A 14,152-nucleotide genomic window follows, 5' to 3' on the forward strand; every position below is an offset into this window, starting at 1 on the left:
CGTCCCCCACGACGCCCCCACCGCTGCACCCCACGATCCCCAGGAGCACTCCGCATGACCACCACCACAACCGCCGAGACCACGACCACCGAGTCTGGCTCGCTGCCGGTCGTCCCGCACTGGATCGACGGCGCCGAGGCCCCGTCCGACTCGGGCCGGACCGCCCCCGTCTACGACCCGGCGCTCGGTGTCGCCACCAAGCACGTCGCGCTCGCGAACCAGGACGAGATCGACCGTGCCGTCGCGTCCGCCGCCGCGGCGTTCCCGGCCTGGCGCGACCTGCCGCTCGCGAAGCGTCAGCAGATCGTCTTCAAATTCCGTGAGCTGCTGGACGCGAAGAAGGGCGAGCTGGCGGAGATCATCACGGCCGAGCACGGCAAGGTCGTCTCGGACGCGCTGGGCGAGATCACCCGCGGGCAGGAGGTCGTGGAGTTCGCGACCGGCCTCGCGCACCACTTGAAGGGCGAGTTCTCCGAGCAGGTCTCCACCGGCGTCGACGTGTACTCCACGAAGCAGCCGCTCGGGGTCGTGGGCATCATCTCGCCGTTCAACTTCCCCGCGATGGTGCCGATGTGGTTCTTCCCCATCGCGATCGCGGCCGGCAACACGGTCGTGCTGAAGCCGAGCGAGAAGGACCCGTCCGCGGCGATCTGGCTCGCGAAGCTCTGGAAGGAGGCAGGGCTCCCCGATGGAGTGTTCACCGTGCTCAACGGTGACAAGGAGGCCGTCGACGGGCTCCTCACCCACCCGGAGGTCCGCGCGATCTCCTTCGTCGGCTCCACGCCCATCGCGAAGTACGTCTACGAGACCGGGACCGCGCACGGCAAGCGGGTCCAGGCGCTCGGCGGGGCGAAGAACCACATGCTCGTCCTGCCCGACGCCGACCTCGACCTCGTCGCCGACTCCGCCATCAACGCCGGCTTCGGCTCCGCCGGGGAACGCTGCATGGCGATCTCGGTGGTCGTGGCCGTCGAGCCGGTCGCGGACGAACTCATCGCGAAGATCGCCGAACGCGCCGCCACCTTGCGGATCGGTGACGGTCGTCGGAACTGCGACATGGGACCGCTGGTGACGAAGGTGCACCGCGACAAGGTCGCCTCCTACCTCGACATCGCCGAACAGGACGGCGCGACGATCGTCGTCGACGGCCGCAACACCCCCATCGACGGCGACCCGAACGGGTTCTGGCTCGGCCCCACCCTCATCGACAACGTCCCCACGACCTCGAAGGTCTACACGGAGGAGATCTTCGGACCCGTCCTCGCCGTCGTCCGCGTGCAGTCCTACGATGAGGGCGTCGCGCTCATCAACGGTGGCGCGTTCGGGAACGGGACCGCGATCTTCACCAACGACGGCGGGGCCGCACGCCGGTTCCAGAACGAGATCCAGGTCGGCATGATCGGCATCAACGTGCCCATCCCCGTCCCCGTCGCGACGTTCTCGTTCGGCGGGTGGAAGGACTCGCTCTTCGGCGACACCAAGGCCCACGGCTCCGAAGGGGTCCGGTTCTTCACGCAGCAGAAGGCCATCACCGCCCGCTGGCTCGACCCCTCCCACGGCGGCATCAACCTCGGCTTCCCCCAGAACTGAGGATCCCGGCTCCTCGGCAGCGCTCACCACGAGCCTGCCGAGGGGTCGATCGTTTCCGGAGGCCCGTCGATGCGCGGTCCCTGAGCTTGTCGAAGGGCGGTCCCTGAGCCTGTCGAAGGGCGGGACTGGCAGGCAGCTCGAGTCGCCCTTCGACAAGCTCAGGGACCGGTGGTGACGTAGGACCGGCCTTGCCTGGGCGGCGCGAGAGCCGGGACAATGGCCGGGTCACCAGGAGCGGGGAGCACCACCGATGGCCTTCGAACCGATCGAACTCGAACACACCTTCACTGCGCCGATCGGCGTCGACGTGAAGGGCGACGTCTGGTCGTGCGTCGAGATGCCGGGCTCGGCCGAGTTCTTCGGCACCGGCAAGACCGTGCGGGTCGACGCGACCGTCGACGGCATCGAGGTCCCGAACGTCGGCCTCATGCCCACCGGTACCGGCGGGCACATGCTCTCCGTCAGCGCCAAGCTCCGCAAGCGGCTCGGCAAGGAGATCGGCGACGCGGTCGAGGTGCACCTCAGCCGCCGCCTGAGCTGAAACCAGGAGATCCGCGTGACAGCAGGAGATTCCGAGGGAGAACCTCCTGCTGCCGCGCGGATCTCCGGTGATCAGTTGCCGGTGACCCGCCCGATGAGGTCCTGGATGAAGGGGACGATGTCGGACGCCTGATCGACACCGGCGATAGCAACCGCGAGCAGCGGCCAGAGCGAGACGACCAGTGCCGAGATCACCGCGGCGACGGCCAGCACCCACGACAGGGCGCCGTTGCGGCTGCGGACACAGCCGAGAAGCAGCAGCAGCGCGAGGAGGTAGCCGACGAGGAGTGCGGCGATGATGCTCCCAACGGGGACGTTGAGGGCCCCGACCGTCGCACCGTCGGCAGCGCCGATGAGGCCGAGGATCGGGAGGAGCACTCCGACGACCACGAGCACCACGAGGACGACACCGGTGATGGCTGCGGCCCAGACGGCGCGCGGACGCGGGCGGCTGACGCCGTAGGAACGGGTTCGGCTGAAGAGGGGCATGACGGTTCTCCGTTCGCTGGTTCCGCTAGTGCTGGGCGGAGTCGGAGGGCTGCTCCGGGTCCGGCGTCGATGTGGTGTCGGCGGCGGCATCATCAGCCTCGGCGGCACCCTCGGGAGCAGCATCGGGGTCGGCGGTGGCAGCGTCGTCGATGGCGAGGTCGGCAGCGTCGTCGAGGTCAGCGTCAGCCTCGTCGGAGGCCGCGTCCGCGGGGTTCGGATCGACGCCGTGCGTCACCTCCTCGGCGACCACGGCGAGCGCGTCGGCCGCTTCAGCGAGCTTCTGCGCGGCGTCGGAGAGGTCCTCTGGCAGATCGCCGTCGGACGTCGGCTCCGTCGGGTCGGTGACAGCCGGCTCGTCCGCGACGGTCGCATCGTCATCCACTGCGGCTGCGTCCTCGACCGGAACGGCGACCGCGGCGGTGTCCGTCGGGCCGTCTACGGCAGAAACCTCACCGTCCGCCGACTCCTGACGCTTCGACAGCCCCTCGAGCGCGTCACCAGCCGCATCGGCCGCGTTCGCAGCGCCTGCTCGGGCGGCGTCGGCCGCGTCGGCGGCCGTCGCCTTCGCCGAGTCGAACGCCTTCCCGGCGGCGTCGCCAGCGGCACCGATCGCCTCGCCCGTCTTCGCCTTCGCGTCGTCGAGAGCGGCGGTCGCGCCGTCGATCAGTTCGCCTGGGTCCGGGTCGGCCGGGTCGAACGGGCCGTGCACGTCGGTGACGGTGATGTCGATGTCGACCGGCCCTGCGTGACGCGCTTCCAGCGCCGAGGCGATGTCGGCACGGACCGTGTCCGCGACCTCCTCGACACTCGCCGGGTACTCGGCGACCAACGAGACCTCGACGTTCAGCACGTCGTCGTCGGCCAGCACGTTGACGCCCGGGACGGAGGTGCGTCCGAGCAGTCGGGTCCTGGCGCTGTCGACGGCACGAGCCGTCGGGGACCCGAGCGCGTGGACACCGGGAACCGTCTCCGCGGTGGCGGCGATGACCTGCGCGAGCTCGTCCTGCTCCTGCTCACGTCGGCGACCGGAGTCGATCTCCACGACCGGTGCACTCGGCTCGGCCGGCTCGGCCACCTCGACCGGAGCGACCTGCTCGGCCGTGGGCTCCACCGCGGGGACCGACACCGAGGTCGACGCGGGCTGCGCCGCCACCGGAGGCTCACCGTCGTGCGACTCGATGCGGCGCACCTCATCGTCACCGTGTGCGGGCACGAGCACCGTCGGGTGCTCGGCACGGACCTCGGCCGGTGTGGGGATGTGCTGCTGATCCGGGTGCTTCGTGTCGTCGCTCATGCGATCCTCCTCGCGCCGCGTCGGCGGCGCATCGGTCCTACGGTCATGCTTGCTGTCGGTTCGGGCTGCCACGGCGGTGCCGCGGAGCGGTGGGTCAGACGACCCGGTTGGTGCTGGCGAGGCGGGTGCGGAGTCCGCTGACGATCTGGACGACCACCGGGGTGGACGTCCCGAGGGCGGCGTCCCACTCGTGGATCGCGGCCTCGATGTCGCGGCGCAGCTCCATCGGCGAGGCCCCACGGCGGGCGTGGGCGGTCAGTCGCAGGGTGGACTGCTTGCGGATCCGGAAGCCGGTCACGTCGACCGCGACGACGTCGGGGTTCCGCCCGATGGCCTCCTCGAGCACCTGTTCGGCGAGCTTCACGTCGAGGATGACGCGACCGCCCGTCGGGGTGCCCTTGGTGGGCTGCTCGTCGACCTGCAGCAGCGTCCCGGTGTGGCCGCGACCCTGACGGAGCACGAACCACAGCAGGATGACGATGAGCACCACGGCGGCCACCGCGGCGACCCAGAGGATCCACGGCTGCGCGTCCATCGTGTCGGTGGTCGGGCCGACGGCGCGCTCGGCGTTCTCGCTGATCGTGCGCTGCACGTCCGGCAGGAGTGCACCGACGGAGAGTGCCGCGCCTGCCGCGAGGACGACGAGTCCGACGACGAGGATGAAGAATCGGTTGAGGAAGCGATTCGTCGAGTTCATCAGGCCACCGTTCCCTGTTCGTTGAGCTTGACCTTCGCCCGGAGGGCGGGCCGGAAGTCGTAGGACGCGACCTCCGCGTCCACCGCCTGCTGGATCTCCCGCTGATCGACGCGTCGACCGCTCGTCGGTGTCACGTCGACGCGGGCGCTGCGAGCACCGACGCTGACCTTCACCTGCGCGGGTTCGATGTCGCCGGCGTACGAGGCGGCGCGAGCGAGCGACTGGGCGATCACACGGTCGTCCACGACGGTCGCGGTGCGCTCGGCGATCGATCCACGACGGCCCTGGCGGGCGGGTGCCAGCGACAGGACGATCAGGATGAACCCGACGATCGCCGCGACGACACCGATGGCGACGAGCAGCGGGGCCGGAGCCGTCGCCGCCGTCAACACCGCGGTGACGATGTCCTTCGGTGCGACGAGGAGCGGCTGCTGCCCGATCGCGGCCAGCACCGACTCGGTGCCGAGCCAGGCGAGGACGAGCGCGAGCACGATGGCGATCGTGATCGCGAGGGCGGACCTCGGCGAGTGTGTCTCACGACGCACCGCGCGGCGGTACAGGGCTTGGGTGCTCACAACACCCTCCTTCGTTCTTCGAGCTTCGCGCCCGTGATGTGGAGATCGACGCGTCCGATGGTCGATCCGGTCAGGCTCAGGCACCGCTCACGGATGCTGGTCTGTGCGCGTGCCAGGCGGTCGAGCACCGTTCCCGAGGTGCGGGCGTCGGTGCCGAGCGGCGACACGTGGATGGGCGTGCTCGCGGTGACCGTGAGGGCCCCGTGGGCGTCGGAGAGCTCGACCGAGACCTCCGACGCCCGCACACCGAGTTCCTCCGCGGTGACGGCAGACACGACGCGACGCACGGCGCGGGAGCTGATCGTGTTGCGACCATGCACGGCCTGTTCGGCCGCCACCGCCGCGGTCACGACGACCGCCGCCCGCGGAGCGCGTCGGCGACGCCGCGCAGGTCCAGCTTGCCCTCGAGGACGCGTCCGATGCCGAAACCGATCAGCATGAACAGGGCGACGAGGATCATCGCCCAGAAGCCGAAGGCGACCGCTGCGAGCGCGAGGACGGCACCGACGAGGATGCCACGGTCGGTCGTGCTCACTGGACGCGGCTCTCGTCAGCGTCGTTGTCGTCGTCGGACGGGATGTGGACGTCGGAGACGGTCACGTTGACCTCGGTGACGTCCATGCCCACGACGTTCGCGATGGCGTCGGTGACGCTGCGACGGACGTCGTCGGCGACGCGCTGGAGGTCGACGGGGTACTCGGCGACGATCACGATGTCGGCAGCGACCTGCTTCTCGCCGACCTCGACGTTGACGCCCTGGCCGCGGTCCTGTGCGTTGATCGCGTTGCGGATCGCGCCGATCGCACGGGCTGCTCCGCCACCGAGGTCGTGCACGCCGGGGACCTCACGGGCGGCGATCCCGGCGACCTTCTGGACGACGCCGTCGGCGATGACGTTCTTGCCGGTGGAGGTGGTGGCGGCGTGGGTGGCGGTGTCGGTGGTGTTCGACATGGTGTTGCTCCTTCGAGGATGGTGGTGCGGTTTCGCGGTCCGGGGTTCGGCCGCGGTGCCCGTGTGCCGGGCGACATCAATGAGACTGCTCGTCACGCCCGAAGCTCACGGTCACGGGCGATTTCCGAGCGAAGCACTCATTTTCTGGATATTCGGGCGGCTGGGCCCTGGCTCAGCCGCGGAGGGTCTGGCTCGGGCTCTCGCCGAACCGCGTGCGGTACGCCGAGGAGAAGCGTCCGAGGTGGGAGAAACCCCACTTCCGGGCCACCTCACCGACGGTCGTCTCCTGCGGGGCGCTCGCGGCCAGGTCGCTCCTCGTCCGGCCGAGCCGGATGTCGCGCAGGTAGGCGGTCGGCGACATGCCGAGCTCTCGGCGGCAGTGCAACTGCAGGGTGCGGGTGTGGAGGCCAGCGGCCCTCGCGGCATCGGCGGGCGTGATCGGTTCCGCCGCGTGGTGATGCAGGTATTCGACCGCGAGTCGGGTGCGCGCCATGGAGGGTTCGCGGAGCGTGTCAGGCAGGTCGAACACCGCCCACGGAGCGAGCTGCAGGAGTGCGAGCGCGAGGGGTCGCTGCGCGTTCATCCGCAACAACGGCGGGGCGGCCTCGTCGGTGAGCACCGGGGTGGAGGCGTTCAGCGCGGTCCGCCAGCGTTCGATCGCCGCGGTGGTCGGCATCGACTCGAGGTCGAAGGACAGCTGCTGACTCGGTCCGGCGTGGATCTCGGTCGCGAGGTCCTCCAGGTAGTCGGCGGCGAACAACACGGAGTTCTGCCGGTGCGGGGTGAGATGCACCGTGTACGGCCGGTGGAACGGGAGGACGAACGGGGATCGCGGGATCTCCATCCGCTGCCCGTCACGTCGCACGATCCAGCCGCCGCCGGTCTGCACCCAGGAGACCACGTAGTCCGTCAACCCAGGGGTCTCCCCCGTGACGTGGCCCGTCATCGTCGCGGTGCGGAGCGAGACGCGGTCGTCGCCGATCGACACCCACTGGAACGAGAACGGCTCGGTGCCGCGGGTGACGGTGAAGCGGCTGCCGTCGTAGGCGCGCTCGTAGTTCTGACGTGCGGTCGCGGGGTCGTCGCCGCTGACCGTGACCTTGCGGATCGGAACCGTCGACACCGAGATGCTCGTGCTGCCGAGCATGGTGCCGGTGATGTCGGGTTCGCGCTCCGGATCTGCTTCTGGTGCGAGGAAGGAGTGCTGCATGGTCGTCCTTGTGCGTGTTGGGGGTCTCTTCGCCGCGGGACGGGCCCCAAGGCCCCGCCGGTGTTCCGCGTCATTGGAGAGACGGACCGTGAGGAGGGAATCTCACGGTTCACACAGCTGTTCGTCAGACAACGCTGTTCCGGATGCCCTGCTGGACGTGTCTCGGTGAAAAACCAGTCCTCGAGACCTCCCGGTGACAACGCGAATCCGCCCTCCGGCGTGGTGGCCGGAGGGCGGATCGGGTGTGCAGGCGGCGGACCGCTCTCGCTCAGGAGCGGTCGCGGCCAGGGCGGCTACGCGGCGTCGAGGTAGCCGTTCGGGTTGAGCACGTACTTCTGCGCGGCTCCCGCGTCGAACTCCGCGTACCCGCGTGGGGCGTCCTCGAGGGTGATCGCGGTGGCGTTCACGTTCTTCGCGATGTGCACCTTGTCGTGGAGGATCGCCATCATGAGGCCGTGGTTGTACTTCATGACCGGGCACTGGCCGGTGGTGAACGACAACGACTTCGCCCAGCCCGTGCCGAGGCTCAGGGAGAGCGCACCCTTCTTCGCGGCCTCGTCGATGCCGCCCGGGTCACCCGTCACGTACAGCCCGGGGATGCCGAGGGCTCCACCGGCCGCCGTGATGTCCATGAGCGAGTTCAGTACGGTGGCCGGAGCTTCGTGCTCTGCGTCACCGCCGTGGCCGCGGGCCTCGAAGCCGACGGCGTCGACCGCGCAGTCGACCTCGGGCACGCCCAGGATCTGTTCGATCTGCTCCGCGGGTTCGCCCTTGGTGAGGTCGACGGTCTCGCAGCCGAAGCTGCGGGCCTGGGCCAAGCGGTCGGCGTTCATGTCTCCGACGATGACGGCTGCGGCACCGAGCAGCATCGCACCGGTCGCCGCTGCGAGTCCGACGGGGCCGGCACCCGCGACGTAGACGGTCGATCCGACGCCGACGCCTGCCGTGACGGCACCGTGGAAGCCGGTCGGGAAGATGTCCGAGAGCATGGTGAGGTCCATGATCTTCTCGAGTGCCTGGTCGCGATCGGGGAACTTCAGGAGGTTCCAGTCGGCGTAGGGAACGAGGACGAACTCGGCCTGGCCGCCCACCCAACCACCCATGTCGACGTAGCCGTAGGCGCTGCCGGGACGGTCGGGGTTCACGTTGAGGCAGATGCCGGTCTTGCGTTCCTTGCAGTTGCGACAGCGGCCGCAGGCGATGTTGAACGGCACCGAGACGATGTCGCCGACCTTGATGAACTCCACGTCGGGCCCGACCTCGACCACCTCACCGGTGATCTCGTGTCCGAGGACCAGGTTCGGCGGTGCGGTGGTGCGACCGCGGACCATGTGCTGGTCGGAGCCGCAGATGTTCGTCGCGACCGTTCGCAGGATCGCACCGTGAGGGACCTTCCGACCGACGTTGGCCGGATTCACCCCCGGTCCGTCCTTCAGTTCGAAGGTGGGGTAGTCGATGTCGATGACCTCGACGACTCCGGCTGCTTTGTAGGCGACGGCTCTGTTACCTGACACGTGATCCTCCTTGATCGCGGGCGCCCGGTGTGGGGCACCCTGTGTCTGCATGACCCTATCCCGCTCTCGTCCGAAGCGGCAGGCCCCGTGGTCCCTGAGCCTGTCGAAGGGCGCCCACCCATCCATGTCAGCGCCCACCTCTACGCTGAGAAGGCGCAACCCCGAGGAGAACACCCAGCATGAAGAAGACTCCTGTGGCGTTGCTCGTCGCCCTGCTGGCGGCAGTCGTGGTCCTCGTGGCCACGCAGCTCGGCGGCGGGACGGTGTTCGGCGGAGTCGCGTCGCCATCGCCGTCGCATTCGTCCGCGGCGCCGACCCCGGCGCCGGTCAGCCCCAGCGCCCGTGCCTCCCTCGAAGCGGCAGGCTTCGCCATCGTCGATGCGTCCGGGCAGCTCGTCGTCTCGGGTTCCGCGGTCGAAGACGCGCTCGCCGACGTCGACACCGCGTCCCGGGTGGCGACCGGCTACGACCGGGAGCTGTTCGGTCAGCGCTGGGCCGACGTCGACCGCAACGGCTGCGACACCCGTAATGACGTGCTCGCGCGCGACCTCGTCGGGGTCACGTTCAAGCCGGGCACCGGCGACTGCGTCGTCCTCACGGGTGTCCTCCATGACCTCTACACGGGGACGACGATCGACTTCCAGCGTGGCGAGCGGTCGAGCCAGCTGGTGCAGATCGATCACGTCGTGCCGTTGGCGTGGGGCTGGCGGCATGGCGGGAACGCGTGGACGCCGGAGCAGCGGGAGCACTTCGCGAACGACCCGATCAACCTGCAGGCCGTCGACGGCGCCACGAACTCGTCGAAGTCGGACTCCGGCCCCGGCGACTGGATGCCGCCCTCGGCCGCCTCGCACTGCGAATACGCGGCCAGGTTCGTGCTCGTGCTGATGGCCTACGACCTCACGCTCGACGACGCCGATCGCCAGGAGCTGACCAGCACGCTGGGCACCTGCGGCGCGTAGTCGCACCCGCCCACAGCACAAGAGCAGGACGAATGCACGAGAGCCGGACGATTCGCTCGATTCCGTCCGGTTCTCGTGCAGATATCCTGCTGTCACGCGGCACGAAAAAAGCGGCCCACCGAAGTGGACCGCTTTTCAAAACGTGCGCCCGAAGGGATTCGAACCCCCAACCTTCTGATCCGTAGTCAGATGCTCTATCCGTTGAGCTACGGGCGCATTGCTTGCTGAGAGAAGAGAACTTCGGCTCGGCAGGCCGAAGTAGAGCCTACAACACGGAGGCCCCAGACGCCAATCGAGCCTCAGCGGGGGCAGGGAGCTGGGGTGGGCTGCCCTTCGACAAGCTCAGGGACCGGAGTGGCCGGGTCCGCGGAACGGGTTGCGGACCAGAGCGGCGTGACCCTTCGACAGGCTCAGGGACCGGGGTGGATGGGTGCAGCGTCCTGCTCACGATCGGAAGTGGGTGGTCCCTCGACAGGCACAGGGACCAGGCCGTCCCGCTCGACACGAACGACACCGGCATGGAACAGTCGATGCGACCACCCGCTGGAGGAGACACGTGCACGCAGCATCAGGACCGACCGTCGACGGCTACACGATGATCGGCCGTCCTCCGGTCCGATCGAACCTCGTCCTCATCCTGGTCCTGTCCGGCATCCTCGCCGCCGTCCTCGGCTGGATCACCGGCAGCGTCGTCGACAGCATCTTCGACATCGCACCCACGGCACTCGTCACCATTCCGGTCTTCTTCGTCATCACCGCCGGCATCTGCCTGCTCTACCTCGCGAGCGCCTTCCGCCCCGTCGGCGTCGACGCCGTCCGCGGCACCGCGCTCCTCGGCGGCCAGGCGGTCCCGCTCCGCTCCATCGTGAGCGGCGAACTCCTCACCCGCAATCCCGCCGCGACCACCCCGGTCCTCAGCCTCCGCATCACGACCGACACCGGCGCGCGGGCACGCATCATCATGAACGGCGGTTGGCTCCGCAGCCTCCCCACCTCCGACCTCGTGCCACTCGTCGCACTCATCGCCGGCAGCGGCATCCCCGACGACACCGGCCAGGATCCGCTCGACGTCGGCCGAGAACGCATCTCCCGCTCGCTCGCCGGGAAGGGCTCGAACGTCACGATCGGTCGACGCGCGTTCATCACCGATTGCATCACGGCGGCGGAGGCATCGGGCGACGTGAAGCTGCTGGACGCCGTGGTGCAGGCTGCCGGGCCGCTCGGCCGGAGTATCCGGGAGGAAGCGACGCGGATCGCGCAGGGCACGGCGACCGACCTCGCACAAAATGCCGCACCGCAGGCGACGACCGACGCCCCGGACTCGGACCCGGCCCCGTTCGTCCCGCCCGCTCCGCAATACGGCTCGGTCGTCGAAGACGAGTCCGGCCCGCTGGACGCCGAGGACGACGCGAGCGACGACGACCGGTTCCGACGACCGGACGACCCCGCCCGACTGGCCGCGGAACAGGTCGTCGACCGGGTGCACCTCGACAAGCTCGGTGACCGCGGTGGGGCGCACGGCAACCGGAACGGATCACTCGGCAATCGGGACGCGGAGCGCTTCGACCCGGACGACGAGCGCGAGCTCCCGTCGTGGGTCCCGCCGCAGGACCGAGGGCGGATGCGGTCGTGGCTCGCCGACGATGACGACGTCGTCCACCTGCAACCCATCCCGGCGACGCTCGGCGCGCGCACCCTCCGGAAGGTCTGCGACCGGATCCTCTTCGGCCTCGCCGGTGTCGCCCTGCTCGCGATCTTCGGGGCGGCCATCGCGGAGGGCTTCCTCGACCGTCTCCCGAGCGACGCCAATGCCCTCGTCGGGGTCGCGGTGGTCGGATCGGCGCTGCTCGCGTTCGTCGCGTGGATCGTCGGCGGCATCGCTCGCGCCCGCGAGATCAGCATCGCCCAGCGGTTCTCCCTCGAGTGGCTCGACAGCCGCGGTCCGGAACAACGCCGCAGAGGCCTCCCGCCCGTGCTGCTGCAGCACTTCCTCGGACCGATCCCCGCGGCACGCCTGTTCGCGGCGGGAGCCTACGCCGGCACCTGCCTCGGCGGGGTCGGGATCCTTGCGGGCGCTCTGCTGTCCGTCGACCCGGAGGAGCTCGGGGCCACCGGACCGATCATGCTCGGCGTCAGCGTCGTACTCGCGGGCATCGGGACGGTGCTGTTCATCGTGCGGTGGCGACGCGTGACGCGGCAGCGGACGCTCGCGGTCGAGCTCGGCGGCGAGCGGCTGGCGTACCTCGGGAACCTGTAGGCGGGGGCAGGGGCTAGCCCTTCGACAAGCTCAGGGACCGAGCAACACCGGGCCACCCTTCGACAAGCTCAGGGACCGAGCAGCACCGGGCCGCCCTTCGACAAGCTCAGGGACCAAAGGGGCACAGCTCACCGAGAGAGACGGAATCCCCTCTTGCGCAAACGGTACTCAGTGTTACTATCTACCAGTACCTAGTGACACTCAGTAGCCGGTAGGAGCGCCATGGCGAAACAGATGACCGAAATGCTCAAGGGCACGCTCGAGGGCATCGTCCTGGCGCTCCTCGCTGGCGCACCCGCGTACGGCTACGAGATCACCGCACGACTGCGCGACAAGGGCTTCTCCGACATCGCCGAAGGCACCATCTACGCGATCCTCGTCCGGATCGAGCAGAAGGGCCTCGTCAACATCGAGAAGCGCCCCTCGGAGAAGGGTCCACCCCGCAAGGTGTACTCCCTCAACACCGACGGCGAGAGCTACCTCGCCGAATTCTGGAACACCTGGAGCTTCCTGTCCGAACGGCTGGAACAGCTCCGAGACGAAAGGTCCTGACCATGTTCCTCACCCGCATGATCGAGGAGAAACGGCAGTACAAGCGGTTCCGCGCCCGGGTGCGCGCACTGCCGCCGAACTACCGGACGACCGTCGAAGCCCTCGAACACTACGTCTACTACTTCGCCTCGGCCCGCAGCACCAACCTGCTCCCGCTGCTCGACAACCTCGTCGAGATCTTCGAGGAGGCCGCCGCGAACGACATGCCCATCCGCAGCATCGTCGGCGAGGATCCGGTCGACTTCGTCGAGCAGCTCATCCTCAACTACCCGCCCGGCGAGTGGATCCGCAAGGAACGCACCCGCCTCACCCGTGCGATCGACGATGCCATCCGCAGCGCCGGTCCCGGCAGCGACCCGCGCTGACCCCCTTCCGTTGAGCGCAGCGAGGCCTCCGCTCGACATCTCCACCGCTCCAGCCCACCCTCGCGTCCGACCGACCCGTCCCTGACGGCTGGCCGACGCCCTCCGTCGCGCCTCGTCGCCGCTGCTGCCTCATCCGGCGAGCGCCGACACCACGTCCGCCGAGCGCCCCAGCACGCCTGACCAGCGCTGTTCGGCGCGCCCACCGACGGCGTCCGACCTTCCCGTCGATCGCCGCACACCAGCACCCCGCGCCCCACCGAGGGCGCTCCTCAGCGACCCTGAAAGGTCTCACCATGCCCGTCACCGCACCCCCTCCGGCCATCCGCCTGCGCGGACTCACGAAGTCCTTCGGCACCGTGGACGTGCTGCGCGGCGTCGACCTCGACGTCGAACGCGGCAGCATCCTCGCGCTCCTCGGATCGAACGGCGCCGGCAAGACGACGATCGTCAACATCCTCTCGACACTGCTCCGCCTGGACGCCGGCGAGGCGACGATCGACGGCTTCGACGTGACCATCGAGGCTGCCCGGATCCGCGAGGCGATCAGCCTCACGGGCCAGTTCGCGGCCGTCGACGACACCCTCACCGGTCGCGAGAACCTCATCCTCGTCGCGCGACTCCGGCACGTCGCAGACCCGAAACGGGTCGCAGACGAGCTCCTCGCCCGCTTCTCCCTGACCGAGGCTGGGACTCGCCGCGCCGGTACCTACTCCGGCGGCATGCGACGGCGTCTCGACATCGCGATGAGCCTCGTCGGCGGCCCCTCGGTCATCTTCCTCGACGAACCCACCACCGGGCTCGACCCGGAGGCTCGACTCGAGGTCTGGAACGTCGTCCGGGAGCTCGCGGGTCTGGGCACGACCATGCTCCTCACCACGCAGTACCTCGACGAGGCGGAACAGCTCGCCGACCGCATCGCGATCCTCCACGAGGGCCGCATCATCGCCGACGGCACCCTCGCCCAGCTCAAGCAGCTGTTCCCACCGGCTGCCGTCGAGTACGTCGAGAAGCAGCCGAGCCTCGAGGACGTGTTCCTCGCCATCATCGGCCGCCGCGACGGCGCTCCGAGCTCGCCGACGACGACGGACGCCGCCGCGTCGGACACCACCTCATCCACCACCGGTAACGCAGACCCCACCACCGACTAGGGAGCGAT

General features: G+C 69.4%; 16 protein-coding genes and 1 tRNA gene. 7 read left to right on the forward strand and 10 right to left on the reverse strand.

Translation table 11 applies throughout. The features are described 5' to 3' along the window. Positions 1 to 54 precede the first annotated feature (54 nt). The gene (locus tag QRN27_RS14805; protein ID WP_285042885.1) at positions 55 to 1,590 is read left to right on the forward strand and encodes a CoA-acylating methylmalonate-semialdehyde dehydrogenase; all 1,536 of its coding nucleotides are present in this window, start codon (positions 55 to 57) and stop codon (positions 1,588 to 1,590) included. 250 nt (positions 1,591 to 1,840) lie between these two features. Beyond that, the gene (locus QRN27_RS14810; protein ID WP_285042886.1) at positions 1,841 to 2,131 is read left to right on the forward strand and encodes a DUF1905 domain-containing protein; all 291 of its coding nucleotides are present in this window, start codon (positions 1,841 to 1,843) and stop codon (positions 2,129 to 2,131) included. A gap of 71 nt (positions 2,132 to 2,202) precedes the next feature. On the opposite strand, the gene QRN27_RS14815 is transcribed toward QRN27_RS14810, so the two are convergent. The 9 genes from QRN27_RS14815 to fdhA all read right to left on the reverse strand — a co-directional run bounded on the left by QRN27_RS14815 (position 2,203) and on the right by fdhA (position 8,860). Further along, the gene (locus QRN27_RS14815) at positions 2,203 to 2,619 is read right to left on the reverse strand and encodes a hypothetical protein (RefSeq protein WP_285042887.1); all 417 of its coding nucleotides are present in this window, start codon (positions 2,617 to 2,619) and stop codon (positions 2,203 to 2,205) included. Positions 2,620 to 2,644: 25 nt separating this feature from the next. Continuing rightward, on the reverse strand, positions 2,645 to 3,913 hold the full coding sequence (locus tag QRN27_RS14820) for an Asp23/Gls24 family envelope stress response protein (protein ID WP_285042888.1): 1,269 nt from the start codon (positions 3,911 to 3,913) through the stop codon (positions 2,645 to 2,647). Between the two features lie 94 nt (positions 3,914 to 4,007). Further along, positions 4,008 to 4,610, reverse strand: a complete 603-nt coding sequence (locus QRN27_RS14825; RefSeq protein WP_285042889.1) for a hypothetical protein — start codon at positions 4,608 to 4,610, stop codon at positions 4,008 to 4,010. Continuing rightward, on the reverse strand, positions 4,610 to 5,185 hold the full coding sequence (locus tag QRN27_RS14830) for an Asp23/Gls24 family envelope stress response protein (protein ID WP_285042890.1): 576 nt from the start codon (positions 5,183 to 5,185) through the stop codon (positions 4,610 to 4,612). Before QRN27_RS14830 ends, QRN27_RS14825 begins: the two co-directional genes overlap by 1 nt. Next, complete coding sequence (locus tag QRN27_RS14835; RefSeq protein ID WP_285042891.1) at positions 5,182 to 5,535, reverse strand: hypothetical protein; 354 nt, start codon at positions 5,533 to 5,535, stop codon at positions 5,182 to 5,184. The genes QRN27_RS14830 and QRN27_RS14835 overlap by 4 nt, the downstream gene beginning before the upstream one ends. Next, positions 5,532 to 5,720 carry a DUF2273 domain-containing protein gene (locus tag QRN27_RS14840; protein WP_056011063.1) on the reverse strand — a complete coding sequence of 63 codons (189 nt, stop codon included), beginning with the start codon at positions 5,718 to 5,720 and terminating at the stop codon, positions 5,532 to 5,534. Before QRN27_RS14840 ends, QRN27_RS14835 begins: the two co-directional genes overlap by 4 nt. Beyond that, on the reverse strand, positions 5,717 to 6,136 hold the full coding sequence (locus QRN27_RS14845; protein ID WP_056011060.1) for an Asp23/Gls24 family envelope stress response protein: 420 nt from the start codon (positions 6,134 to 6,136) through the stop codon (positions 5,717 to 5,719). The genes QRN27_RS14840 and QRN27_RS14845 overlap by 4 nt, the downstream gene beginning before the upstream one ends. 172 nt (positions 6,137 to 6,308) lie before the next feature. Next, positions 6,309 to 7,346 carry a helix-turn-helix transcriptional regulator gene (locus tag QRN27_RS14850; protein WP_285042892.1) on the reverse strand — a complete coding sequence of 346 codons (1,038 nt, stop codon included), beginning with the start codon at positions 7,344 to 7,346 and terminating at the stop codon, positions 6,309 to 6,311. A gap of 293 nt (positions 7,347 to 7,639) precedes the next feature. Further along, positions 7,640 to 8,860 (reverse strand): formaldehyde dehydrogenase, glutathione-independent, encoded by a 1,221-nt coding sequence (gene fdhA / locus QRN27_RS14855; protein WP_285042893.1) that lies wholly within the window; start codon positions 8,858 to 8,860, stop codon positions 7,640 to 7,642. 179 nt (positions 8,861 to 9,039) lie between these two features. On the opposite strand from fdhA, the gene QRN27_RS14860 reads away from it, so the two are divergent. Further along, positions 9,040 to 9,822: an HNH endonuclease family protein gene (locus QRN27_RS14860; protein WP_285042894.1), complete on the forward strand. Its 783-nt coding sequence runs from the start codon at positions 9,040 to 9,042 to the stop codon at positions 9,820 to 9,822. 143 nt (positions 9,823 to 9,965) lie between these two features. Here QRN27_RS14860 and QRN27_RS14865 read toward each other — a convergent pair. Further along, a tRNA-Arg gene (locus QRN27_RS14865) sits at positions 9,966 to 10,038 on the reverse strand. Positions 10,039 to 10,378: 340 nt separating this feature from the next. On the opposite strand from QRN27_RS14865, the gene QRN27_RS14870 reads away from it, so the two are divergent. From QRN27_RS14870 to QRN27_RS14885, 4 genes are all read left to right on the forward strand, one after another. Beyond that, on the forward strand, positions 10,379 to 12,079 hold the full coding sequence (locus QRN27_RS14870) for a hypothetical protein (RefSeq protein ID WP_285042895.1): 1,701 nt from the start codon (positions 10,379 to 10,381) through the stop codon (positions 12,077 to 12,079). A 222-nt stretch (positions 12,080 to 12,301) separates the two neighbouring features. After that, positions 12,302 to 12,631 carry a PadR family transcriptional regulator gene (locus QRN27_RS14875; RefSeq protein ID WP_285042896.1) on the forward strand — a complete coding sequence of 110 codons (330 nt, stop codon included), beginning with the start codon at positions 12,302 to 12,304 and terminating at the stop codon, positions 12,629 to 12,631. 2 nt (positions 12,632 to 12,633) lie between these two features. Further along, entirely contained in the window at positions 12,634 to 12,996 is a 363-nt protein-coding gene (locus QRN27_RS14880) for a DUF1048 domain-containing protein (protein ID WP_285042897.1), read from the forward strand. 293 nt (positions 12,997 to 13,289) lie between these two features. Beyond that, entirely contained in the window at positions 13,290 to 14,144 is an 855-nt protein-coding gene (locus QRN27_RS14885; RefSeq protein ID WP_285042898.1) for an ABC transporter ATP-binding protein, read from the forward strand. Positions 14,145 to 14,152 lie beyond the last annotated feature (8 nt).

The sequence above is a fragment of the Plantibacter sp. LMC-P-059a genome, assembly GCF_030209505.1.
GTDB lineage: Bacteria > Actinomycetota > Actinomycetes > Actinomycetales > Microbacteriaceae > Plantibacter.